The sequence below is a fragment of the Flavobacterium sp. CSZ genome (genome assembly GCF_015350725.1).
Classification (GTDB): Bacteria; Bacteroidota; Bacteroidia; order Flavobacteriales; family Flavobacteriaceae; genus Flavobacterium.
On sequence record NZ_JADKPQ010000022.1, the window covers coordinates 1 to 25,099 of the forward strand.

The window sequence follows — 25,099 nt, forward strand, 5'->3', positions numbered from 1 at the left end:
TTCTGGAGCTTTTTTATTTTGTAACATTTAAGAGAATAAACTGTCTTATTCGAAACTCAAAATAAATTATATATTAGCTTTACCATTAACCAATTACAAACCAAATCTTCATGACCAAAAAAACGCTAATCCTGATTGGGTTTATCCTTCTAAAATTTGTTTTGCAATATGTACTAATAAGTCCTGAATACGATTTGCAACGCGATGAATATTTACACCTCGACCAGGCACATCATTTGGCCTGGGGCTATTTATCGGTTCCGCCTGTAACCTCCTGGATTTCGTATATTATTTTTTCATTAGGTAATGGTGTATTTTGGGTCCGGTTCTTTCCTGCCCTTTTTGGTGCTTTGACACTTTTAATAGTCTGGAAAACCATTGAGACTTTAAAAGGCAATTTATATGCACTAATTTTAGGTGCAACTTGCATCGTATTTTCGTCATTGTTGCGAATTAATATGCTCTATCAACCCAATTCTCTAGATGTATTATGCTGGACAGGTTTTTATTATGTTATCATTCAATACTTTTCGAGCCAAAAACCTAAATGGCTTTTTATAGGTGCTATTGTTTTTGCTCTTGGTTTTTTAAACAAATACAACATTCTGTTTTTATTCATTGGCCTCTTACCTGCCCTATTATTATCGAGCCAGAGAAAAGTATTTGTAGAGAAAAAACTTTATTTGGCCCTGATTACAGGATTGCTTTTAATACTACCAAACATTTTGTGGCAATACAACAATCATTTTCCTATTGTACATCATATGAAAGAATTGTCAGCAATACAATTGGTCAATGTAGATCGAACAGGATTTCTAAAAGAGCAAGTCTTGTTTTTTATTGGTTCTTTCTTTGTTATCATCGCAGCTTTATATGCTTTGCTATTTTACAAACCTTTTGCCAGATTCAAATTCTTTTTTGCATCGCTGATTTTTACACTTGTCATCTTTATGTACTTTAAGGCCAAAGCCTATTATGCTATTGGTCTGTATCCTGTTTATATTGCTTTTGGAGCTGTTTTTCTTTCGCAAATATTGCAAACAGGTTGGAAACGGTATTTAAAACCGGTGTTTATTATTATTCCGCTATTGTTTTTTATACCAATGTACAATCTGTCTTTCCCAAATAAAAGTCCGGAATATTTTATAAAAAATCCTGAAAAATATAAAAAGCTAGGAATGCTTCGCTGGGAAGACGGAAAAGATCACGATTTACCACAAGATTTTGCCGACATGCTGGGATGGAAAGAACTGGCCCGAAAAACAGATTCTCTTTATGCTTTGATCCCAAACAAAAAAGAAACGATTGTACTTTGCGACAATTACGGACAAGCCGGAGCCATCAATTATTATACTAAAAAGGGGATAAAAGCCGTTTCGTTTAATGCTGATTATGTCAATTGGTTTGATCTTGATATTCAATACAAAAATCTAATCCGAATTAAAAACCACGAAGAAAACAGTACCGAATTTCAGGAAACTGGTCCGTTTTTTCAATCCTCAGCAATTGCCGGCGAAATAACCGATAAATACGCTCGCGAATACAAAACGACCATTTTTGTTTTTACCAATGCTAAAATCAATATTAATAAAAGAATTGAAGCTGAGATAAAACAAGAAAAAAATTATATCAAAGAATAATTAGATCCCATGTTAGATTTTTATATTATAAAAGAGGAGCAAATTACTCCAAATTCTCCAACAGGACTTGAATTTATTGGTCAACTTGACGACAATACATTTCGTAATTTAAAGACTAAAGGAATTATTGATAAATCTTATGATTATTACTCAGACTTTAGATGGAACTCCAAAACAATATTGCAAATTCGTCAAAATAGTACAAAATCGTCGATACAAGAAGATACAGACATAAAGCTTTTAAACCAATTACTTGACCTTGCAGAAAACAGAAAAAGCGGTATCATTGCTTTTACAGATTAATAGTTGAATCAAGATTGGTAATCAATTGTATCCTGACAAATTATAATAATGAGAGACTTTACTACTATTGAATATTTAAAAAACGGCAATCAAAAACAACAACAGGTATTTGAAATCTTAACTCAAAATAAGGTTTTATCGAAGCTCGCCGAATTCGACCCAATTTTGGTTGGAACAATTCCCATTAACATTGATATTGAAAATAGCGATCTGGATATTATTTGCCATTGGAAAAACAAAACTGATTTTAGAGAAAAACTAAATTCAGTTTTCGGCAAAGAAAACGAATTCTCCATCAGAGAAGCAATCATTAACGATAAGGAATCTATTATTGCAAACTTCAAAATAAATGATTTTGAAATTGAAGTATTTGGACAAAATATTCCCACCAAAGACCAAAACGGATATAAACACATGCTTATCGAATATGAAATTTTACAATCAAAAGGTGAAAATTTCAGATTAGAGATCATCAAGCTCAAACAAAATGGCTACAAAACCGAGCCTGCTTTCGCTTTTATATTGGGCTTAAAAGGAGATCCGTACATGGAATTATTAGGCTATAAAATATAAGCTTTACATTCTGCATATTTAAACCTCCATATTCTAGATATTTACAACAAAAAAGCCTCGATTTAAAAATAATTCATAAATTTCTTTGCATAACCGTATTTAGTGCTTATCTTTGCACCCGAAACATCGCGGGATAGAGCAGTAGGCAGCTCGTCGGGCTCATAACCCGAAGGTCACAGGTTCGAGTCCTGTTCCCGCTACTAAGACAAAAGCTTCAGAGAAATCTGGAGCTTTTTTGTTTTTTATAATCTATGACCAAAAATAAATTTTCAAAATTGAAACTAAAACCACAAAACTCTTACTAAAACAAATTGTCCGGCGGTTTAATCTCTTAAGATGAGTTCTGAGTGTTAAATTTTTTCTTTCAATATGATTTGTTCCGAAACGTTTGATAGAATGCATTTTCTCATCAATCAGATACCTGTAGTTTTTTAATCTGTCCGTAAATATCTTTTTAGCGTCAGATAATTTTAAAGTTTCCAGAACACGGTTCAGAGTTTTATTGGTTCGTTTCCCAACATTAAAACTCACAACTGTTTTAGAATTCTTTTCCAAAGCATACACAAGCCAAATATAATTTTTCTTGTGTCGAATATAAGTACACAGTTCATCAACTTCATAAGTTTTGCCTTTGCTAATAATTGGCTTGGAAATATTTCGGGCGATAAAAACGATTCTTTTTAATAATGTTGTCGTTGATATTTTCAATATTCTTGCCGTACTTCTAATTCCCAAACCTTCTTTAGTTAATTGAATAATATTCTGGTTTATATCTCCTTTATAAGCCAGATATACGTAATTTTCAACTCTAGTTTTCCCGCATGCTCTGCAAATATATCTTTGATTACCAGACTTTGTCTTTCCATACTTTATCATCTTTCTAATGTCACCAACACATCTGTAACACCTAGTCTGGTTTGACTCCATTTTTTTCGATTTAAGGCATTATAAAATAAAAAAACAGCCCAAAGGCTGTTTTAATTTTTATGCGATATTAATATAAATATCTGATTTTCTGTAAATGTTTGATGCAATAAATAACCACCAACACATCTGATACATTACCTATTTTATAATGAACTAGCTTTTATTCTTACGATTTTACCATCCTGCATGACAACTAAATCGCTGTTCGTTTTCTTTTTCAGTTCAATTAATTTTTCAGAAACTTTATCCATTGCGTCTATAATCTTCTTCTGAGTCGGTGTCGTTGTTGTTTTGTGTTCTCCCATGATTCATTATTTTTGAGTTTATCGAACTTGATTTTATTTATAACTTCAATATCGTTGCCTAATGTTTTTTGTGCTATTAATTCAGCTTTTACAGCTGTATTATCAAAAATCAATGCCTCATTAACTATTGGCAAATATATATCAAATAAATTAGTTATTCCATTTTTATACCTGCGTTTAATAACATCGGTTTCAATATTGTGCCCCCCATCCTGAACCCTGAGCTTTACCCTCTCAATAGCCAAGTCAACACTATTGAGCCAAAAAAATAAAAGTACTACTTTATAACCTTTTTTCTGAGCCGTGATAACTTTCTGTTTATAGCTTTTTGTAGCTAAAGTAGTTTCAAAGGCAAAAACCTCATTGTTAGTTAATAGTTCATCTATTCTGTGCAGCATTATTCTACCCGCTTCGAAAGCCACCTTTTCAGGCTGAAAAGGAGAAAGTCCTTTGGCAATTTCGTCCGCATTTACAAATTCCTTACATTCTAATATTTCAGGCAGAATTGTAAAGGAAGCTGTTGTCTTTCCTGCTCCATTACAGCCAGCTATTATATAAAGATTTTTATTCATTGTTACAAAGATAAGAAATTTCAATTTTAATAAACACTATAGTTATATACTTGGAAAATATCGATTAATTAATTCCCTTTGTTGCGAACTATTGACTTTAATATATTTCTCTGTAGTTCCTGGCCATTTATGTCCTGCCAATTCCTGACCCCTTTCCAGCGGAATATTTTTTTCATTAAGCCAGTTGCAGATCACACTCATTCGAGTGGTCTGCCGATTGAGTTTTCTATCAGGCAATAATCCTCTTAATGGCTCAATCATGGCATGAATGCTGTCAACGGTAATTGGCTTTCCGAGTTTGGATAATATGAATTTATCTGTAGTGCAACGCTTCATTGCTGGACGGGTTTCATTTATGTAATTGGGGAATAGAATCATTTGTTTTGGTACAAGTTCCAATTTTCTTTTATTGAGATTTGTAGAACCTTTGAAGTAAATGGTACCGTTGTCCAAATCAATATCTTTTACAGTAAGCCGGACAATTTCATCACTGGCTAACTGGTCGTCTCTTTTTACACTCAATAATTAATAGTTTATATTCTTTTTCAGTTCGTTACGCTGTTATTTTGTAAAAACACCTAATCTGTAACATTACCGACATTCCCCTTTACTTTAAATTACATCAAAAATTTTGATTTTATTCAAAGGAAAGCAAATAAAAACTTAAGTTCCATTTTTGTAATTAATGAATTTGTCAAATTCTTTCAATAGTTTTAGATTTCAAAGCAAAATGCCTTCTTTTTTTTGGAAACGAATTATCGTAATATTTAAAATTAAGATGCCTACGCTATAATACTATGATATTCCTCAACAAACTGGTTAGATATTTGAATGTTTCCTAATACTAATACAAAAGCTTCAGATTTCTCTAAAGCTTTTGTATTATATAAAATAAATTCACGAGCGTGACGCTAGCACCAGCGTTGGATTAAAATTAGTAGCTAATACCATATATGCTACTTTTTAGTTATCAAAAGGATCGCTGTATTGGTAACTAATAATTCCATCCGTTATGATTACTTCCTGCTTGCCATCACTTAGTTTCCCTGAAAATGTTGCGAAGAAACAAGACTTTCTATTTATTTTGACATTACATTCAAATTCACCATCAGTAAAATCGCCATCAAATGATACGTTATTTATATATTGATACTAAAGAAATTTTTCAATCACATTTTTACCTGTTTTTTTATATGGTAAAATAATAGCAACTCCCTGTTCTCCAAGAGGATCATTACTCCTACTATCAACGTTTAAGTGTAATACATATCCTTTAGAAGTGAGATCTATTCCATAACCTATTGCTTGGAAAGTTTGAGATTGGCCGTTCACTACCATTGGACACTTGTTGGTTGACAATTCATATCATCTTTATTTTCGCTGTCTTTATCACAGGAAAATGTAAAAACAACTAAAAGTAAGAAGAGTAAGTTTTGAATTCTCATTTTTGATTTTATACTTGTTGTGTTCATGTTAGTACGAGCGGAACGCTACCAAATAGTTATTCTATCTTTCTTTGACACAAACATTTTATCTCCAGGCTGCACATTAAATGCTTCGTAAAAAGGCGTAGTATTCATTAGAGGACCATTAACACGCCAATTTGGTGGAGAATGCGGATTATTGTTAATCCACAAACGCAGGAACTCGTCTTTCATTTTTACTCTCCATATTTTAGCTATAGAAATAAAGAAGCGCTGGTCCGGGGTAAAACCGTCGATTTTTGTATTTCCTTTACCTTGTTGGGTCATTTTAAAAGCATCATAGGCAACTGCTATTCCGGCAATATCCGCTGTATTTTCCCCAACTGTCATTGCACCATTAATGTGTAGATTATCTAAAACTGTATAGGTACTATACAAATTGATAACCTGTTGTATTCTTGCCTTGAACTTTGCATAATCATCTTTTGTCCACCAGTTTTTTAAGTTACCATCCTTGTCATATTGAGCACCCTGATCATCAAAAGTATGGGTTATTTCGTGCCCTATAACCATTCCAATACCTCCGTAGTTAAGCGCATCATCTGCATTATTATCAAAATATGGGGCTTGCAAAATACCTGCAGGAAAAACAATTTCATTTGCAGTAGGATTATTATATGCTGTAACTGTTGGAACTGTAGTATACCATTCTGATTTATCTACTGGTTTTCCCAATTTTGCCAATTGAAATTGATATGCCGCTGTAGCGGCCGAAACCATATTCTCAAAATAGGTATTTCTGGCTATTTTTACACTACTATAGTCTCTCCATTTATCCGGATATCCTATTTTCTTAGTCATGGCCGCCAATTTTTCTTTCGCTTTTTGCTTGGTATCAGGACTCATCCATTCCAATTTATCAATTCTTTTGGCATACGCTTTTTGCAGATTATTCACCAGAACTAACATGCGTTTTTTGGCATCTTCAGAGAAATATTTCTTTACATACAATTCACCCAACGCTTCGCCTAAGTAATTGTCAAGGACATTCGCCATTTTCTCGCCACGTGATTTTTGAACAGCCTGACCAGAAAGCACTTTGGTATACTCAAATGAGGCATCTGCAAAAGGTTTACTTAAATCATCTGCATATCTTTCCAGAGAATTTGCTTTCAGGTAAATTTTCCAATTATTTATGGGAATTGTTTTCAAGAGCTTATTAAGGGCATCATAATAAGCAGGCTGTCCTACGTTAATAGAATCGGTTTGAGCGCCTAAATCATTTAAAAAAGTAGTCCAGTTTATGTTGGGATGTTTTTTTGCAAGATCTGTTACAGCTATTTTATTATAATTGGCCTGCACATCGCGAAGTTCAACTTTTGTTTTATGCGCAACGGCGAGTTGTTTGTCAAGATCGTAAACCAAATTAGCATTCTTTTGAGCCTCCTGAACGTTGCTGCCTGTTTGCTGAAATAATGTAGCAAGGTATTTTTTGTACGCTTTTTGTATGGCAACAGTTGATGAATCTGATTTGAAATAATAGTCCCTGTCAGGCAAACCGATACCTGTCTGATAGATTTGGGCAATGTTCATACTGCTGTGTTTATCATCAGGTGACACTCCAAAACCTATAATAGAAGAATTGTTCACTTTTTCTTCAGTCACCACAAAGTTCATTAACGATGGTAAATCGCTAATTGCTTCAATTTTGGCAAGTAAGGGTTTTATGGGTGTATAACCGCGTTTGTCAATAGTTAGAGTATCCATACCTGATGCATAAAAGTCTCCTACCTTTTGCGCTATACTTCCTGCTGAATTTTTGCTTTGCGAAATACTGTCTAATATCCCTTGCAGGCGCATTCGTTGTGGGTAATTCATAAACATATAGGCACCAACTCCGGATTGAGATGCAGGTATTGATACAGAATCGTACCATTTGCCATTTACATATTTAAAAAAATCATCACCAGGCCGCAATGTGGAATCTATTCCGGTGATAGCAACATTTTTTTTTCCTTCATGTTTTGAACATGCTGTAAAAGCTAAGAATGCGATGAAGAGCATTAATGAATTTTTCATAATCTAGACTATTTCTATTAAAATGAACTGAAAAACGTTTGAAAGCAGATTTTTAAAATCTCTATGTTAGGCATAGTTAATTTTAGCAGAACAATATACGAATTCAGTTTTTAATTCTAAAGTTTTTGTAAAATTACTGCGCATAAATGACAGAATTATAGCTAATTATTTATCATTACTGTAATAATCTGGTATAACATTCCGGGACCTGGCTGGCTTTAAAACCTAAATAATCCTGTTATTGAGATTTACCAGCCAAGCGATAGCGCACAAACCTAAAAAAATCATCCTAAATATCAAACTGACTCTCCGGGGTCAGCTAGCAAAGGTCACATAAATATCGCTGACTCTTTCTTCATAAACAAAAAAAAACTAAACACCTATTAATCAAAACACTATAATTCAACTCTATCAATTTCACTAATCATTTTGCACTATTTTTCTTTTTTTTGTAATGCAATTTTATCTTATTTTTATCACAAGATTGTAGTTAAAAAAATGAAATAAAAATGATTGTTAAACTCTAAAAATTAAACCTCTAACCCCTAACCTATAACTAATGTATTACATGAGTAATAAAAATCTGATATCAATTTTTATATTATTGCTTTTCTTATCGTTTAAAATCAAGGCACAAGGATCTGATAAAAACGCGAAGGATAGTATAATACTGTACAATAAAATGCTTTCAGTAAAACAAATGCAGCAAGATCTTAAAATACTCCTTGCTATAAACGAAAAAGCAAATTCTGGCTTGTACCAGTACCGCTCTAAAAAACAAATAGACAGCATTTACAATACTACCATCAAAAGTATTAAAAAGCCTATGAGCATTACCGAGTTTTACAAAATAATGCTCCCCCTGGCCGATTATGAAGGAAGTGTACATAACTACACCATTCCTGATCTTGATTTAATAAAATTTCTGAATCGCCAAAAATCATTTTTTCCTTATCCTCTTATTTATATTAACGGGCAAATTATTTTCGATGGTCAATCATCAGATATACCAGCCGGCTCGAGGATAAGAAGCATAAACAGGATAAGTGACGTAAAATTGATGCAATCTTTTTATAAATATTATACAGCAGATGGCTTTAACACTACAGAAAAGTTATCGGCCAGCGTAAATAAATCCTTTGGGATAAACTATCTTCTGGAATATGGTCTTTGTAATGAATTCACAATAGAATACAATTCACCAAAATCTGAGTCTCTTGAAAAAAAGACACTCCCTGCAGTAACGCTAAAGCAAAGAGAAACAAACATTAAAAATAGATTTAGTGCTCCTGTTACTGATTTGATAGATTACAAAAAGCAGGCTCCCTATAGTTTTCGCATGATTAATCCGGCTACAGGTTTGTTAAATCTAAGATGGTTTGGAATGGCATACGGATCAGACGATCCTAAGTTTGAACCCTATGTTCATTTTTTGGATAGCGTTTTTGCAGGACTGGACAAAAACAAGGTTTCTAATCTGATAATTGATGTTAGAAATAATCCCGGTGGCAGTGACCCTAACTTTGAACAGCCTGTAATGTATCTCACAGATAAACCATTCAAAGAAAATCTAAAAGCCACCATAATTTTCGATCCCAACTTGTTGCCTTTTGAAAACTATTTCTGGGGCGTTTCAACATCAGAACGAATGGATAGTATTTCTAAAAAAATGGGGAAAGCATACCTAAAAGATCTGTATCCGGTTTTCAAAAACAATATAAGTGTACAAAACCAAAAATACAATCCGGTTTATTATCCTAAATCACCAGGGTTTAAAGGCAATGTTTATCTTTTGATTAATGAAAATGTAGCATCAGCTGCCTCACATTTTGCTTCTCTGGTAAAAGCATACGTTGAAAATGTTACCATAGTTGGTGTAGAAACTGTTGGCGGTTACTATCGTCACAACGGACATTCACCACTGGTCTATGAGCTTCCCAATTCAAAGATAAAAACCCAATTTTCAATTGTAAATCTGGTGCAGGATGCTCCAAAAAAGGATAATCAGCCAGAAGGTCATGGAATTATGCCCAACCATGAAGTATGGCCATCTCTAGATGATTTTTTCCAACATAAGGATACACAAATGGAGTTTACACTTAACCTTATAAAAACAAAATAATTTGGATTTGTTTATACTTCCCAAAACCAACAGAAAGCTTCAGAGAAATCTGGAGCTTTTTTCATTTATTTAGATTGTAAAACAATGTCTGATTCAGAACGAATCTTTTTAGTTAATCATTTCTTAATCCAATAAGAAAGTTATTAGTATTATTATAAATTCGTTCTGTCAATTCGTATGAAATAAGTTATGTTTTAAAAAATGACTCATTACCATGATATCCCAAAACAAATCTTAAAAACAACTTTTACAGTAAAATATTGATCTATACAGCACTTATAAATATTGCGATTTTTCAAGGAATTGTCTTAGGCTTGATCATTTTAAAGTCTTCACTATTCAATAGCAATTCAAATAAATATTTAGCATACTTACTATTTGCACTTTCCATTGTTTTACTGAATTATGTTTTTGAAATTGAAGGTGCATTTACTTCGTATCCTTTTCTACGTTTTATAGACGATATCGAGTGGATATTTTTATTACCCGTTTTCATATTTCTGTTCATTATAAACCGGATTGACGATACTGTAAGGAATAGGCAGAAGCACTATTTGTATTATATTCCGTTTGCCTATTCCTCTATTGTTCATATTACATACGATCTTAGTAATGTTGCAGGAATTTATAAAATCCCGGATTCAAGTATTTTCCTAATCAATATACTTATGCTAATTCAGCTTTTATTTGCCGTTATCATCATCCCGTTTCTACCTCTTTACTCTTATTTTATGATAAGGCATTTAAAAGACTCTAAAGAAAAAAAATGGATAATTACTTTATTAACTATTCTTTATTTATTGTTATTGACTTGGCTTACGACCTATTTGGTTGGGTTATTGCTTGGTTTAGATATTTCCTCTACTATGAGTGTTCTGGCTCTTTCTGCAACATTCATAATTCACTGGACAGCTTACATAGGCATTTACAAATACAAACTGGCCAAAGACCAAGATGCAGTTTTCAATTTTTTAAATACAGATGTAGCTCTTTCGTATAGCAATCTGCAAATGGCAGAAAATAGTACACCAGAAGAATATAGGGAAGCTATCACAGTAGATAATCTTTATTTTCAAAAACTGGAACATCTTTGTAAAGAGCAGCACATTTATACAGACAGTACATTAAACAGAGAAAAAGTGGCTGAAAAATTAGGTATAAGCCCAGGATATGTTTCACAAATTATAAACACGATAACAGGAGACAACTTTGCCAATTACATCAATAACTATCGAGTTGAAGCGGTCAAAGAAATGATTTCAAATTCTGAATATGAAAACTATAATTTGTTGACGATGGGATTGGAATCTGGGTTTACTTCAAAAACAACTTTTTATAAAGCCTTTAAAAAAGTTACTGGTCAGACACCAAATGAATATAAGAACACCAGCAAATAAGTACCAATTTATACATTTCTGAGTTTTTGAAACCTTTTCTATTTCTTCTTAAGTGAATTTTGCGTTTAAATAATTCAAATTCCTTTTTATGAAAAAAAACTATTTACTACTTATCATTTTGTTTGCCTTTTATTGTGTCAATGCTCAAAATGAAACTGATCCTTATCAGAAAAATAATGAAATTAAATTAAATGCACTGGCTCCTTTATTGCAATCTTTTCAAGTTGGTTACCAAAGACATTTAAATAATAATTCGTCATTAGGACTCTCTTTTTATTATGTTTTTGACAATACAAAGAATGAAAAGGATTTAAATTATTCAATATCTCCGTATTACAGAAGATATTTTGGTAAAAAATACGCATCAGGCTGGTTTGTTGAAGGATTTGGAATACTGGCTTCAATAGATGGTAAAAAAATATACACATCAGATGATCATTCAATATATACCGAGAATCCCGACGTTATTAATTTTGCTCTCGGTGCCGGCGGAGGCTGGAAATGGGTCAGTAAAAGCGGATTTCTTTTTGAATCAAATGTTGGTTATGGCGGTATAATAGTCAATGCAGATAAAACAGATCATACTATAGTTGCAAAATTTGGACTGAGTGTGGGATATCTATTTTAATGCTTGCCGTTATTAAGAGAAAGCTTCAAAGAAATTTGGAGCTTTTTTTATTGTCGATTATCCTGAAACAATTTTGTATTCACAAGCGGGAAACTCGTGCAAGCTGAGAGATTACAATTCAGGGGTATTTCAAAACGGCCTTTTATAAAGCTTAAAAAAAAACAACATGTCAGAACATTAAATAATGTTAAAACACCGCCAAAATAGGTGCCATTTTATCCATTTTTAAGCTTTTGAAACCTTTTTTACTTTTTCTTATATGAATTTTGGACTCAATAATTCAAAACAAATTTTTATGAAAAATTTTTTATTACTAGCTGTTCTTACAGTTTTAGGATTTTTAAATGTTAATGCCCAAGAAATTAAATTTGGTGCTAAAGGAGGTCTAAACTTTGCCAATATCAGCGGAGATAATACCAAAGGTATTGATGTTGTAACATCGTTTAATGTTGGTGTTGTATCAGAAATTCCCATTTCCGAGAAATTTTCTTTTCAACCTGAAATAATGTATTCCGGTCAGGGATATAGTTTCGATGATAATACAGTTGCCTTAAGTTATCTGAACATTCCTTTAATGGGGAAATATTATTTAACAAAAGGATTGAGCCTTGAAGCCGGACCGCAAATAGGTTTTTTACTTGCGGCCAAAAATGAAAAGACAAATGTAAAAGATTCGTTTAACACTTTTGATTTTGGTGTTAATTTTGGCTTAGGCTATAAACTTGACAACGGACTTAATTTTGGCGCGAGATACAATCTGGGACTAACGGATATTAATAATGTAGAGGGTTCTTCTAACAAAAATAAAAACAGTGTATTTCAATTATCTGTTGGTTATTTCTTTTTCTAATACTTATTAAGTTTTAGAAAAACCGCTTTAATACAACAAAAGCTTCAGAGAAATCTGGAGCTTTTTTATTGCTTAGAAAACCTAAACCAATCTGGAAATTATAAAAATAGCAATACAAAAAACTACGGTAAATACTATTGAGTTTACGATTCTGTCTTTTGCCCGAATCGATTTATTAGAGAATGCTAGTTTCGTCGTGTCTTTTTTTCTTGATTTATTTACTTTCATATTTTTTTATTTTAATTCACCACTTTTTTCTGCGTAAAGTCAAATGTTGTGCCAAAATAATGGGATAAATCATAAGTGGATGAATTTCAAACAAGTATAAAAAACATACATTCTCATTCGATTTACAAACACCTTTCAAAATAATACGATGCCTTTCAAAATAGTACAAATTTGTTTTGATTTTGTATAATAAAAAACATTTTCTAAAAGAAATAACAATTGGAAAACATTACAGTAAATTAATTAAAATGTTTTCTCTACAACGCAGTTTGTATTCGTAAATGTTTTTATAAATTTGCAATCTTATATTGAAACCGTTTATTTTCAGCACAAAATTATGACTTTCACACAAATACCTCAAAATTACCTTAAAGTCTTCATCCAAAACAAATTTTTATAATCATACTTACACAACACAATGCTTAAAAAAAACAAACCCCAGATTTTATTTTTTATTCTTTTAAACTTATTTTTTTCCATTAATTCCTTTTCGCAAAAAAATGTATATGTAGGAATTGAAATCGGAAGAAGAGCAATCAAAACTTCTGTTCTTGAAATCAACAATATCAAGAAAGCAGATTATAAAATTCTTTACTTTTCCAATGACAGAATTAGCCTTGCTGATCATATTGCAAGTTTTGGAGAATTACCTCAGGAAGACATCAACAAAACCAGTATTATAGTTGCTGACCAATTAAGAAAAGTAAGAGCTGACTTTAAAATTTCTGAAGGGAATATATTTATAGTTGCTTCTCCAGTTTTCTCCTCTGCCCGCAACATCGACGTTTTAAAAAATAAAATTTCGACTCTTACCAACAAAACTTTTGACATCATCAACGTTGAGGAGGAAGCTAAAATGTTAGTGAAAGGTGCTATACCTCCTGTTGATTATTCTAACGCAATATTATTAGACATTGGTGCTCAAACTACTAAAGGGGGATACATTGATGAAATTGATGATAACAAATTAGAGTTCATTGCTCTAGAACTTGATTTTGGTACAATGACACTTACCGATGCAGTAAAAAAGACGGTTGTAAATCCAAGTCAGGCCAATGATATGTCGACATATCAGGAAAAATCTTTTGACTTTAATACCGTTTTGCGTAAAAAAATCAAAGAAATGCTTGATGCAAATCCTCTTATATTAAAAAAGGAAAAAATCTATTTATCAGGAGGAGCTGTATGGGCTTTTGCAACTTTATATTATAATGAAAACTTAAAAGATCACTACATTCCTTTCAGCTTAGAAGATGTTATTAATTATGACGCGATCCTGAAAAATAACTTCAGCAAGTTCAGTAATCTCTCTAAAACCAATGCAGAAGTAGACAGAGTTTTAAAAACATACGACCAGAAATACCTTATTTCTGCAAACAATATTCTTTCAAACTGCCTTGAAAGTATTCCTAACGTAGCGACAAAGAAAATATATTTTGTAAAAGACGGACAAGTAACCTGGCTTATGTCATACATTGCAGACCGTTCTAAGAAAATTAATACTAATTTCTAAAATATCAGTTTTACTTCTTTTATAGATTAAAGCAAAAAAAGGGTTGGCTCAAATAAACATTGAGACAACCCTTTTATAATTATAATAAGTTGCTAGGCATTCTCGATCACTAGTAAAACAACTTTGATCGTTTCTATGTTATGCATTTGGTGGTGTTTGAATCTCTTTACTTGAGTCGGGTTGGTGGTTCACATTTCCATATTCTTTAGAACCATGTAATAATTTTTCGAATTTTGAATTTGTAGAACTCATAACTAATCTATTTTTTTGATTTACTCAAAGTTAGCAGTACCTGTAAGATAATCTGCATCCCGAAATTCATTATTGCTATCCCTAAATTCCGTTTTGATTATTGAAAACTAAACGATTAAATCCTTTAAAATCTCTAAAAATCAATAAAAACCAGAGTACTTTTTTAGTTATTAAGTGATTATTTAAACCTAATTAAATAATCGTTTTTGTTGGCGATCCAATATAGAAATCTTTTTGTTGCAAAAATAAATCTGCTTACTTTTGAATTTTATGCACTCATAAACAATCTAAGCACGATCAAATGAAAACCTTCTCTGTAATTAGCTCTATAATTTCTTTGTCAGACATTGCAGATTTTGTTTGCGAAAAATATGTATTATCCCCAAATACAACTTGCCGATTGTTAAAAGCAGGAATCAATCACACGTATCGTATTGATAGCGATAACAATACATTTATCTTTAGACTTTATAGCTACAACTGGCGAACCAGAGAAGAAATTGTAGAAGAATTAAAATTGTTACAGCTTTTAAAACAAAATGATATTGCGGTTTCATATCCAATTTCAGATCGTTCAGATAATCTAATTAACTCTATAAATGCTCCGGAAGGGTTGCGTTTTGCTGTTTTGTTCTCTTTTGCTAAAGGAAATAAAGTTTTAAACTTTAGCGAGGATATTCATTTTGAAATTGGAACGCTAATGGCTAAAATTCATAAGCAAACCAAAGGATTAGAGCTTAACAGAATTACCTATTCGCCAGAAATTTTATTAAATCAATCCCTGAATTATATCAAACCTTTTCTCTCTGATGATACCGAAGAGATGCAATTTCTTACTTCGACCCGATTCATTCTGGAAAAGGAATTACTAAATGCCAACAACAAATTATTACGAACAGGAATCGTGCATATGGATGTATGGTTTGATAATTTGAATATTTCTGATGATAATAAAGTCACACTATTTGATTTTGACTTTTGCGGAAATGGCTGGCTTTGCTTAGACATTGCCTATTACATTTTGCAATTGCACAGTACTGAAAAAGACGATATCGAAAGAAATACAAAAATAAATGCATTTTATAAAGGTTATGAGACGATAGAAAAAATCAGCGATGAAGAGAAACATCTAATTCCAATTTTGGGTGTTTGCATGTACTATTTTTATTTAGGAGTTCAATGCAACAGGTTTGAAAATTGGTCAAACACCTTTTTGAATGAAGTCTATTTAAAGCGTTTTATTTCTGTTTTGATCAAAGGTTACTATGAAAAAGTAATTTAAAATAAAACGCCTTAAAGTGATAAGCAGCATTAAAAAGATTCAAATAGTATAATTAAACTTTTAGCTAATAATATCGCAAGTAATCTGTTATCTCAGGTATCAGGATTAATACTATTTTAAAGCCGAAATCATAATAAAAATTGGTCTTCTCAGTTCGTCTTTCATCTCAGCATATTTTTCAATAATTTCCTCTGATGGTTTAGGCTCTGATATTTGTTGAATACTAAAACCAGAATCAATGACGGTATTTATAATACTGGCAAGCGTTCGATGATATTTAATTACTTTATGGCCCAGAAAATTTGTTTGCCTGATTCCTTCGTCTTGGTAATTGTCAACCGGCCAATGTAACCTGCTTCCTTCCTCGTTCGTAGACCAATCTTGTTGGGCTCTTGAAGTAAAAACAGGATGTTCCATTGAGAAAACAAAACTTCCGCCTTTCTTTAAAAATCGGTTTATTTTGCTAAAAACAGTTTCCAGATTTTCTATATAATGAAAAGTAAGTGAACTAAAAACAACATCAAACTGTTCATCCTTAAAATCAATATCTTCAACAGGCATTTGATAATAATCGATTGAGAGATTTTTTGAATTTTCTTTCGCTTTATCAATCATTTTCTGCGATAAATCGATTCCAACAACACTCTCCGCTGCCTGTTCTTTTGCATATATACAATGCCAGCCATAACCACAGCCAAGATCCAAAACACTTTTCCCTTTAAAATCCGGTAACATATTTTTTAATACATGCCATTCGCCAGCTGAGTTTAAACCATCAAACGAACGCGGCATTTTGCCATAACTTTCGAAAAAATCTATATCATCATAAATATTCTGTTTCATTTCCTATCTCTTTTTTTAATTAAAAGTTTAAACTTATGCTAAATAAAAAAGATTGCTCAATGAACAATCTTTTAAATAGTATACTATATCTAAGCAGCTTATGCCATAAATAAAGCTCCTTTGTTATAGTTGTATAAAACCTGATCGTAAGGCACTAAAGGCGTTGCTACTTTCTCTGAAGAAGCATCGAATTTTATTCCGTTATGTTTTCTAAACAAATAAATCTCTTTAAGACAATTCGATAAACTTTGATGAATTGCCGTTGTAAATGTTGGCAATTTTTTATCTCCTACCAATAAATCGATTTGATAATTAGAACTGCTTTTAGACAAATTGTTCCCTATAATTCTTATCGTAAATGTTGTTGCTTTTCCGTGTTGTTCACCTTGATATTGTACTACCATAATTTTGCTATTAAAAGGTTAGAATATTTTTATCATTTTATTTGATTATGCAAATTGATGAATTAAAGTTATGAAAAAAAAGCAAATTCTTAAAAAATACGATCTTAATTATATATTATTTTTTTCTGATGAGAATTAACAGATTTCCACTCTAAAAGAATGAAAGAATTTCAGAGGCTTTCGTCTTTTATTTTTGCTTAAATTTGAGCAACTAATCCAAAAACCTAATCTTATGGAAATGAATTTCTTACCCTTTTTTATTTCGGCATTAATTACTCTTGTTACCGGTTTTATCTGGTATAATCCTAAAGTATTCGGAACTGTCTGGATGCGAGAGGCCGGACTAACGCCTGAAGCCCTGAAAAACGGAAATATGATTAAAATTTTCGGACTCACCTACATCTTTTCTTTAATGATGACCATGATTATCTCAGCACTGACAATTCACCAGTCCGGAGCTGTAGGTATGGTGGGTGGACCTCCTTTAATAGAAACTGCAAAACCTTCATTCGCGGCTTTTATGGCCGATTACGGAACTGCCTATCGCACTTTTAAGCACGGAGCGCTTCATGGTTTTATATCGGGGTTGTTTTTTGCTTTTCCAATGTTGGCTATTAATGGTTTATTCGAAAGAAAATCCTGGAAATACATTTTTATCAATTCAGGATACTGGATTTTAACCCTAACACTTATGGGCGGAATTATATGTGCATATGCATAATGACAAAAACAGAAACCCGTTTGGAAATTACAATTCAAACGGGTTTTTCTTAATAATAACTTAAACCAGATGAGTTATTATAAATATTACCTAATTTTGAAAAAATTAGCGCACTCTTTTGAATACAACATATTCTTTTAAAATCTACAATAGCACATCATCATTGCCTTTAGAATGGAATTCGCTGGCTGTAGATAATATTTTTTTGACCAGAGAATATCTCGAAGTACTGGAAAATTCTTCTCCGGTAAATATGATTTGTCATTTTATTGGAATTTTCAACGAAGATAAATTAGCCGGGATTGTCCTGACCCAATTTTTATTTGCAGAAAAACTGGATTCTTTTGGAGAACGTGATCAATGCCTGAAAACTTCGGTACGTAATTTTGCTTTCAAAAATTTTGCATCGCATGTATTATTCGTGGGCAATAATATGCTTACCGGACAAAACGCTTTTGCTTTCGACAAAAACGTAAAGCAACTTAAAGCCATTAAAACGCTTCATAAAGCAATCAATCAGCTTAAAAAAGACCTGAAAGCGAGTGGAAAAAAAGTACACATTACCAGTATAAAAGATTTTACCGCAGCAGAGATCGAACCTTTGCAGGCTGAATTTAAGAACAACTATACGTTTTCGACCCAGCCCAATATGATTTTTGAAATCAATAAAAACTGGACAACTGAACAGGATTATATTGATGCTTTGTCAAAAAAATATCGCGACCAATACAAACGCGCCCGAAAAAAAGCTGACGCAATAAGAAAGCAAAGAATGTCTTTAGCTGATATTAAAAAGTACGAAGATGTTATTTATGATTTGTACTTTCATGTGGCCAAGAATGCGCCTTTTAATACTTTTTTCTTAGCGCGAAATCACTTTAGTTTTTTTAAAGAAATCATGAAAGATGACTTTTTGTTTTATGGCTATTTCCTAGACGAAAAACTAATAGGTTTCAATACCCTGATTAAAAACGGAAATGTGATGGACACCTACTTTTTAGGTTACGACGAAAGCATTCAACGCGAAAGAATGTTGTACCTAAACATGTTATATGACATGATTGCTTATTCTATCAATCAGGGATTCTCTGAAATTGTTTTTGCCCGTACAGCTCTAGAAATTAAAAGTTCTGTAGGCGCAAAACCCCTAAAAATGTACGGATTAATTACACATAGCAATGCTTTGATCAATCATAACATTGCCAAATTGTTTAATTATCTGGAACCTAAAACAGACTGGCAGGAACGAAATCCTTTTAAATAAATAGCTTTTTACAAATAGAGAAACTCAATATCGCTCCTACCGAGCTATTATATATTGCTGTCTAATTTTCTATGAACTATGGCACCGCAATTTTCATTTGTTTGTGCAAAATATGAATATCTAACGAAGTCTGCGCTCCACAATACTCTCCATCGATCTGAAAATTAACCGGATAATTTGTTTTTATAGTCGCTTTGTCTGTCGAAATAATCACAATATCATCAGAATCGATTGGCATATTTCCGGTAATGATTTTTCCCAGTAATAATAAATCAAGACTTTTCAAGATAACCAATTCAAATCTTCCGTCGTTCATTGCACCATTTGGATTAATTGTTACGCCGGTTCCGTACTTTTTAGAATTGGCTATTACAATCATTCTTGCCGTATGCTCAACTGTTTCTTTATTTGCCGTAATTGTGGCAACAAATGGTTCGCTGGAGTCCACAAGAGTATTGTAGGCCTGTAAGGCGTATCCCCAAATTCCCCTGAGATTACTTTGTTCGTAGTTTTTTACCAAATCGGCATTAAGACCAATATCGCTTAAATGGATACTTTTTTTACCGTTGATGCAAATCATGTCCATTTCGATATAACGGCTTAAAAAGGCAATTTTCAGGTTCTCCTCGATTGTAGTGGGCAAATTAAGATCTACAGATAAACCGTTTGCTGAACCAGCGGGTAAAATACCAATAATGACATCATATTGTTCTACTGCTTCGGCAACCATTTTTATAGTTCCGTCACCGCCAGCTACTATAATTCGCTCCGGTTGTAATTGATTATAAATTGATTGTATTGCTTTTTGGTCTGTTTTACCTGTAGTTTCGTAAACTTCCAGGTCAAAATTATTCGTAGTTGCAAATTCCTGCACAGCCTGAATCAAATCTGATTTATCAAGGTCTCCGGAAATAGGGTTTACAACAAATATGATATTCTTTTTCAAAGTTTTATTTTTAAAGTCAATTAAAATAATTAATTTACAGCATCTATCTATAAATATACGCAATTAATGAAACCAATTTTACAATTATATCGAGGTTATGCCAATGAAGAAGAATTAATTGTAATGGGCCATGTTTTTAAAAGAACGTATGATTATGATTTTCAGAAGAAAAACTTAAAAAATGCACGTTCAATTATCAATCAGTTTAGGATAAAAACGCTTGAAAATTTTGATATTTATCTAAAGTGCGGTAATCAGGAGATTCATACCAAAACATTGGATGACGGTTATTTTAAGTTTTGCATTCCCCTTGAAACTCAAACCAATTTTGGTTGGATGGAATATGAAGTGAGCATTAAAGATGAAAATGAAACCATAACCGAAAAAGGCAGTTTCATAAGACCTCACAAAGGAAAACTGGGAATTATATCGGATATTGATGATACTTTTTTGATCTCCCATACCCAGAATTTCTTTAAAAAAATATATATTCTTTTATTCAAAAACGTAAATGACCGTAAGGTATTTACAGATGTTGTACCTCATTACCAGGCTTTGAGTTCGGCTGGAAGAAATAATAAAGAAGAAGAAAATGCTTTTTTCTATGTTTCAAGCAGCGAATGGAATTTGTATCGTTTTATTGTAAAATTCACTAAAATACACAATCTGCCAAGGGCAGTAATTCTACTAAAAGATATCAGACGAGGCATCACCGACTTTTTTATGAGCGGACGCGGAAATCACGATCATAAATTTGATAAAATAAAACACGTTCTGGAATTTTACCCTAATCTTAAATATGTTCTGTTAGGTGATGATTCACAACATGATCCTGTTTTATATGAAAGAATCTGCAAAATATTTCCTGTTACCGTAAAAGCGGTTTATATCAGGCAAACTGGTAAACACCAGAAAGAATCGACTAAAAAAATAATGAAAAATCTACAGGCTTTAGAGGTTTCTGTTTGTTATTATAAAAATAGCAGCGAAGCAATTATGCATTCTAAAAGCATTGGGCTTATTTAAGGTTGGCACACGGATGATAAGGGTTTTAACTGGTTTTCGCAGATTTTATTCTTGTTTTTGTCATTACGAAAAATTCTTAAGCTGAAAACTAAATAAATCTAAAACTCAATACTGTGACTGAATACTGCTACTCCTAGCCCAGATTGAAGTGGAAAGCCCCAAGCAAAAAAAATTGCATTTCTTGTTGAAAAAAAGCGACCCAAAGAAACTCTATTTATGGCTTAGAAAATTAGTGTTTTTTTTGTGAGGACTTGAAACGCAAAGCTGGATTAGCACCTGAAAACAATAAAAAAACCTTTGTCAAAGCTTAAAAACTTCAACAAAGGCTATTAAAACTGTGACTGTGACTAAAAACTACACTAAGCATTAAAATTATCAATCTCTTCCTGAACGATTTCCCAGTCCAGAAGTAGCTGATCCAGATCTTTTTTCTTTTTGTTGTATGCGGTGAAAAAAGAAGCATCCTCGATATGTTTGTCATAATTAGAAAGCAGCAATTTATCGTCGTGCTGAATGTCTTTCTCTAATTGTTTGATCTGACTCTCGACTTTGCTTAATTTATTTTGTAATGCTTTACCTTTCTTCTGATCTTCATAGGATGTTTTATTGCTTTCTTTAGGAGCAGCGGCTTTTGCCACATCTTTTTTCTCGACTTCACGCATGTTTTCAAGATTACGTTGTTCTAAGAAATAATTGATGTCTCCTAAATATTCTTTTATCTTTTGATCTTTGAATTCGTAAACGATATTCGACATTCCTTGCAGGAAATCTCTATCGTGAGAAACCAATAATAAAGTTCCTCCAAATTTTTGAAGTGCGGCTTTTAGAACGTTTTTAGATTTAATATCTAAGTGATTGGTAGGCTCATCCATCAGCAATACGTTGATAGGCTGCAACAGTAACTTACAAAGTGCCAAACGGTTACGCTCTCCTCCTGAAAGTACTTTTACTTTTTTCTCTACATCATCGCCACGGAATAGAAATGAACCTAACATATCACGCACTTTGGATCGGTTGGTGTCCATTGCGGCATCTTCCATAGTTTGAAGCAATGTAATTTCACCATCCAGGTATTCGGCCTGATTTTGAGCAAAATAACCTAATTGTACATTGTGTCCTAATTTGATGTTTCCCTGATATTCGAATTCGTTTACAATGGCTTTAATAAAAGTCGATTTCCCTTGTCCGTTTTGCCCAACAAAAGCAATTTTACTTCCGCGTTCTACCAGCAAATCAATATCTTTTAAAATAACCTTATCTCCGTACGCTTTTGTAACATTTTCGGCTTCTACTACTACTCTTCCTGGTTCTTTTGAAACGGGAAAAGATATATTCATAACAGAATTGTCATCCTCATCAACTTCGATTCGCTCTACTTTATCTAATTTTTTAATCAACGATTGTGCCATTGAAGCTTTTGAGGCTTTTGCACGGAATTTCTCGATTAATTTTTCTGTTTCTTCAATTTTCTTTGCCTGATTTTTTTGAGTCGCTAATTGCTTCTCGCGAATTTCATGACGTAATTCTAAATATTGAGAATAAGGTTTATTGAAATCGTAGGCCTTTCCTAACGAAATTTCGATCGTACGATTGGTAACATTATCAAGGAACATTTTATCGTGCGAAACAATTACCACAACTCCGGGATAATTACGAAGAAAACCTTCTAACCAAATGATACTCTCGATATCAAGGTGATTGGTAGGCTCATCCAGAAGCAAAACATCATTAGATTGTAATAGTAGTTTAGCCAGCTCGATACGCATTCTCCAACCTCCTGAGAATGTTTCGGTTTGATTATTAAAAACTTCTCTTTTAAAACCTAATCCTAAAAGGATTTTCTCTGTATCTCCCACATAATTATAACCTCCAAGAAGTTCAAAACGATGTGTATAATCCGATAAATCTTCGATGATCTGGCTGTATTCTTCGCTTTCATAATCGGTTCTGGTAACCAATTGATGATTGATTTGTTCTAGTTTTTTTTCAACAATTTTTATCTCTGTAAAAGCTTCATAAGCTTCTTCAAGAACAGTTCGTCCTTGCTCAAAATCGATATCCTGACGCAAGAAACCCATTCTGATATCTTTCTCCTGAGAAATAACTCCCGAGTCAGGAGCAAAATCTCCTGCTAGCATTTTAAGCATAGTAGATTTTCCTGCACCATTTTTCCCGACAAGTCCAACACGATCTCCTGCACCTAAACGAAAAGTTACCTCTTCGAATAAATAAGTACCACCAAAAGAAACCGATAAATTATGTATATTAAGCATGTAATGTTATTTTATAACTAATTGATTGTGTAAATTTACACACCCAAATCAATGGGTAATTTTAATTTTTTGCAAATGTTAAAAAAAGGATCGAAACTAAATAGTATTTTAACAGGAAGTTGTCCAAAATGCCAAAAAGAAAGCATGTATTCAGACAAAAATCCGCTTCACCTGACTAAAGTTCTCAAAATGAACGATCATTGCAGTCATTGTGGATTTAAATATCAAATTGAACCTTCGTTTTTTTATGGTGCAATGTATGTAAGTTACGGATTGAATGTTGCCGTAGGAATTGCTGCTTTTATTGTTTCGTTTGTGTTTTTTAAAGCCACAATCGAAGAGTCATTTATAGCAATCGTAATTACCCTGATCGTATTGTTTCCTTTTGTTTTACGACTATCACGAAATCTATACATTAATATGTTTGTTTCTTATGATCCTAAGGCCGGTCAGAAATAAGACTTTTTAGATATCTTTTATGAAATCTTTTAATATCAATTTCACGAGTCAAAGGAATTTGGTTTTCGATGTAATCATATAAAACTTTTGCCATTGATGGCCCAAGCATCACTCCTCTTGTTCCTAATCCGTTAAGAACGTGGAGTGATTTAAACTCTTGATGAGTTCCTATCAGGGGTCTTCTGTCTTTTACTGTAGGACGAACTCCTCCGTAATGCTCTACAATCTCGAAATCGCAGTTGATAATTTCTTTGATTCGGTCGATTAATTCCTGTCTTCCTGCCTCTGTAGGTAAATCGGTTTTATCTTCCCAGTTGTATGTAGCCCCTACTTTGAACAAATCATTACCCAATGGCAATATAAAGACACTGGTATTCATAATAACATCCAGGTCCAAATCCGGAGCTTTTATTACAAACATTTCGCCTTTTGTACCATCAAGAGGTAAATAATTGAAAAAAGGATTTTTATGCAGTCCAAATCCTTCTGCAAAAACAATATTACGTGCCTGAATATTTTTATATTGAATTCCAAAATCGAAAAACTCAATATATCCGTAATCAAAAAACTGATTTAATAGCAAATCGTTCCCTTGCAGATATTCTCTGTAGGTATCTAATAGCAACATGGTATCTACATATCCGGTATGCAGGACCTGGCCATAATCATACGGAGAATCAATGCCTTTGTATTTTTTTGAAATTATTTTTGTAGATAAAAAGGGCGCCAGATTTATTTTATCAGAAGCGGCAAACCAATTGTTTTGTTCTTCGATAGAGAAAAATTTTCTCAGTATTGGAAGTTTAAAATTAAACTTGGTTTGGAGTTTGTTTTCGATATGATCATAAAAATCATTCATGATAACCAATTGCTGCTGAGCATTCCATACTTCGCTAAATCTCTTTAAAATCACAGGATTATAAAATCCACCGGCAACTCTTGAAGAAACCTGAGACATATTATCTACTATTAAAATAGATTTATTGTTTTTAAGGGCAACTTCGGCAAAAGAAATTCCGGCTAATCCGGATCCGACAATTAAATAATCTAACATGTGTAAAAAGATAA

Annotated in this window: 24 protein-coding genes and 1 tRNA gene; 14 read left to right on the forward strand and 11 right to left on the reverse strand. The window is 32.6% G+C overall.

Annotated features, from left to right (window positions below; translation table 11 throughout):
- Nucleotides 1-110 precede the first annotated feature (110 nt).
- The 4 genes from IRZ78_RS21320 to IRZ78_RS21335 all read left to right on the forward strand — a co-directional run bounded on the left by IRZ78_RS21320 (nucleotide 111) and on the right by IRZ78_RS21335 (nucleotide 2,716).
- Nucleotides 111-1,640, forward strand: coding sequence for a glycosyltransferase family 39 protein (locus tag IRZ78_RS21320; RefSeq protein WP_194618577.1), 1,530 nt, complete (start codon nucleotides 111-113; stop codon nucleotides 1,638-1,640).
- 9 nt (nucleotides 1,641-1,649) lie between these two features.
- Entirely contained in the window at nucleotides 1,650-1,943 is a 294-nt protein-coding gene (locus IRZ78_RS21325) for a hypothetical protein (protein ID WP_194618579.1), read from the forward strand.
- A 48-nt stretch (nucleotides 1,944-1,991) separates the two neighbouring features.
- Complete coding sequence (locus IRZ78_RS21330; protein ID WP_194618581.1) at nucleotides 1,992-2,516, forward strand: DUF4269 domain-containing protein; 525 nt, start codon at nucleotides 1,992-1,994, stop codon at nucleotides 2,514-2,516.
- Nucleotides 2,517-2,643: 127 nt separating this feature from the next.
- Nucleotides 2,644-2,716 (forward strand) — tRNA-Met (locus IRZ78_RS21335).
- A gap of 49 nt (nucleotides 2,717-2,765) precedes the next feature.
- On the opposite strand, the gene IRZ78_RS21340 is transcribed toward IRZ78_RS21335, so the two are convergent.
- The 5 genes from IRZ78_RS21340 to IRZ78_RS21360 all read right to left on the reverse strand — a co-directional run bounded on the left by IRZ78_RS21340 (nucleotide 2,766) and on the right by IRZ78_RS21360 (nucleotide 7,823).
- Nucleotides 2,766-3,443, reverse strand: coding sequence for an IS1 family transposase (locus IRZ78_RS21340; protein WP_194618583.1), 678 nt, complete (start codon nucleotides 3,441-3,443; stop codon nucleotides 2,766-2,768).
- Nucleotides 3,444-3,699: 256 nt separating this feature from the next.
- The gene (locus tag IRZ78_RS21345; protein WP_131423248.1) at nucleotides 3,700-4,320 is read right to left on the reverse strand and encodes a zeta toxin family protein; all 621 of its coding nucleotides are present in this window, start codon (nucleotides 4,318-4,320) and stop codon (nucleotides 3,700-3,702) included.
- Nucleotides 4,321-4,362: 42 nt separating this feature from the next.
- A complete protein-coding gene (locus IRZ78_RS21350) occupies nucleotides 4,363-4,842 on the reverse strand; it encodes a site-specific integrase (RefSeq protein ID WP_228520555.1) in 480 nt (159 codons plus the stop codon).
- 630 nt (nucleotides 4,843-5,472) lie between these two features.
- Nucleotides 5,473-5,658, reverse strand: a complete 186-nt coding sequence (locus tag IRZ78_RS21355) for a hypothetical protein (RefSeq protein ID WP_194618585.1) — start codon at nucleotides 5,656-5,658, stop codon at nucleotides 5,473-5,475.
- A gap of 152 nt (nucleotides 5,659-5,810) precedes the next feature.
- Nucleotides 5,811-7,823 carry a M13 family metallopeptidase gene (locus tag IRZ78_RS21360; RefSeq protein WP_194618588.1) on the reverse strand — a complete coding sequence of 671 codons (2,013 nt, stop codon included), beginning with the start codon at nucleotides 7,821-7,823 and terminating at the stop codon, nucleotides 5,811-5,813.
- A 568-nt stretch (nucleotides 7,824-8,391) separates the two neighbouring features.
- Here IRZ78_RS21360 and IRZ78_RS21365 point away from each other — a divergent pair.
- The 4 genes from IRZ78_RS21365 (at nucleotide 8,392) to IRZ78_RS21380 (ending at nucleotide 12,820) form a co-directional block, all read left to right on the forward strand.
- Nucleotides 8,392-9,945 (forward strand): S41 family peptidase, encoded by a 1,554-nt coding sequence (locus tag IRZ78_RS21365; protein WP_194618590.1) that lies wholly within the window; start codon nucleotides 8,392-8,394, stop codon nucleotides 9,943-9,945.
- Between the two features lie 260 nt (nucleotides 9,946-10,205).
- Nucleotides 10,206-11,342, forward strand: coding sequence for a helix-turn-helix transcriptional regulator (locus IRZ78_RS21370; RefSeq protein WP_194618592.1), 1,137 nt, complete (start codon nucleotides 10,206-10,208; stop codon nucleotides 11,340-11,342).
- 88 nt (nucleotides 11,343-11,430) lie between these two features.
- Nucleotides 11,431-11,970 (forward strand): DUF3575 domain-containing protein, encoded by a 540-nt coding sequence (locus IRZ78_RS21375; protein ID WP_194618594.1) that lies wholly within the window; start codon nucleotides 11,431-11,433, stop codon nucleotides 11,968-11,970.
- Between the two features lie 295 nt (nucleotides 11,971-12,265).
- Nucleotides 12,266-12,820 carry a porin family protein gene (locus tag IRZ78_RS21380; protein ID WP_194618596.1) on the forward strand — a complete coding sequence of 185 codons (555 nt, stop codon included), beginning with the start codon at nucleotides 12,266-12,268 and terminating at the stop codon, nucleotides 12,818-12,820.
- Nucleotides 12,821-12,901: 81 nt separating this feature from the next.
- Here IRZ78_RS21380 and IRZ78_RS21385 read toward each other — a convergent pair whose 3' ends face one another.
- Complete coding sequence (locus tag IRZ78_RS21385; protein ID WP_194618598.1) at nucleotides 12,902-13,048, reverse strand: hypothetical protein; 147 nt, start codon at nucleotides 13,046-13,048, stop codon at nucleotides 12,902-12,904.
- Between the two features lie 418 nt (nucleotides 13,049-13,466).
- Here IRZ78_RS21385 and IRZ78_RS21390 point away from each other — a divergent pair, with 418 nt between their 5' ends.
- Nucleotides 13,467-14,561, forward strand: coding sequence for an exopolyphosphatase (locus IRZ78_RS21390; protein ID WP_194618600.1), 1,095 nt, complete (start codon nucleotides 13,467-13,469; stop codon nucleotides 14,559-14,561).
- Nucleotides 14,562-15,114: 553 nt separating this feature from the next.
- A complete protein-coding gene (locus IRZ78_RS21395; protein ID WP_194618609.1) occupies nucleotides 15,115-16,095 on the forward strand; it encodes a phosphotransferase in 981 nt (326 codons plus the stop codon).
- A 111-nt stretch (nucleotides 16,096-16,206) separates the two neighbouring features.
- On the opposite strand, the gene IRZ78_RS21400 is transcribed toward IRZ78_RS21395, so the two are convergent.
- On the reverse strand, nucleotides 16,207-16,938 hold the full coding sequence (locus tag IRZ78_RS21400; protein ID WP_194618611.1) for a class I SAM-dependent methyltransferase: 732 nt from the start codon (nucleotides 16,936-16,938) through the stop codon (nucleotides 16,207-16,209).
- 98 nt (nucleotides 16,939-17,036) lie between these two features.
- A complete protein-coding gene (locus IRZ78_RS21405; RefSeq protein WP_194618613.1) occupies nucleotides 17,037-17,342 on the reverse strand; it encodes a hypothetical protein in 306 nt (101 codons plus the stop codon).
- A gap of 232 nt (nucleotides 17,343-17,574) precedes the next feature.
- Here IRZ78_RS21405 and IRZ78_RS21410 point away from each other — a divergent pair, with 232 nt between their 5' ends.
- Together IRZ78_RS21410 and IRZ78_RS21415 are read left to right on the forward strand one after the other, a co-directional pair.
- Nucleotides 17,575-18,063 carry a DUF1761 domain-containing protein gene (locus IRZ78_RS21410; RefSeq protein ID WP_072959598.1) on the forward strand — a complete coding sequence of 163 codons (489 nt, stop codon included), beginning with the start codon at nucleotides 17,575-17,577 and terminating at the stop codon, nucleotides 18,061-18,063.
- A gap of 118 nt (nucleotides 18,064-18,181) precedes the next feature.
- Nucleotides 18,182-19,327, forward strand: a complete 1,146-nt coding sequence (locus tag IRZ78_RS21415) for a GNAT family N-acetyltransferase (protein WP_194618615.1) — start codon at nucleotides 18,182-18,184, stop codon at nucleotides 19,325-19,327.
- Between the two features lie 76 nt (nucleotides 19,328-19,403).
- Here IRZ78_RS21415 and IRZ78_RS21420 read toward each other — a convergent pair whose 3' ends face one another.
- Complete coding sequence (locus IRZ78_RS21420; RefSeq protein WP_194618617.1) at nucleotides 19,404-20,273, reverse strand: diacylglycerol kinase family protein; 870 nt, start codon at nucleotides 20,271-20,273, stop codon at nucleotides 19,404-19,406.
- A gap of 66 nt (nucleotides 20,274-20,339) precedes the next feature.
- Between IRZ78_RS21420 and IRZ78_RS21425 the strand changes: the two genes are divergently transcribed.
- Nucleotides 20,340-21,299, forward strand: coding sequence for an App1 family protein (locus IRZ78_RS21425; protein WP_194618619.1), 960 nt, complete (start codon nucleotides 20,340-20,342; stop codon nucleotides 21,297-21,299).
- 359 nt (nucleotides 21,300-21,658) lie between these two features.
- Here the strand turns inward: IRZ78_RS21425 and IRZ78_RS21430 are convergent, their stop codons facing one another.
- Nucleotides 21,659-23,572 carry an ABC-F family ATP-binding cassette domain-containing protein gene (locus IRZ78_RS21430; protein ID WP_194618621.1) on the reverse strand — a complete coding sequence of 638 codons (1,914 nt, stop codon included), beginning with the start codon at nucleotides 23,570-23,572 and terminating at the stop codon, nucleotides 21,659-21,661.
- Nucleotides 23,573-23,647: 75 nt separating this feature from the next.
- Between IRZ78_RS21430 and IRZ78_RS21435 the strand changes: the two genes are divergently transcribed.
- Entirely contained in the window at nucleotides 23,648-24,031 is a 384-nt protein-coding gene (locus tag IRZ78_RS21435) for a DUF983 domain-containing protein (protein WP_194618622.1), read from the forward strand.
- Here the strand turns inward: IRZ78_RS21435 and IRZ78_RS21440 are convergent.
- Nucleotides 24,012-25,085, reverse strand: coding sequence for an FAD-dependent oxidoreductase (locus tag IRZ78_RS21440; RefSeq protein ID WP_194618624.1), 1,074 nt, complete (start codon nucleotides 25,083-25,085; stop codon nucleotides 24,012-24,014). The genes IRZ78_RS21435 and IRZ78_RS21440 overlap by 20 nt on opposite strands.
- Between the last annotated feature and the right edge of the window lie 14 nt (nucleotides 25,086-25,099).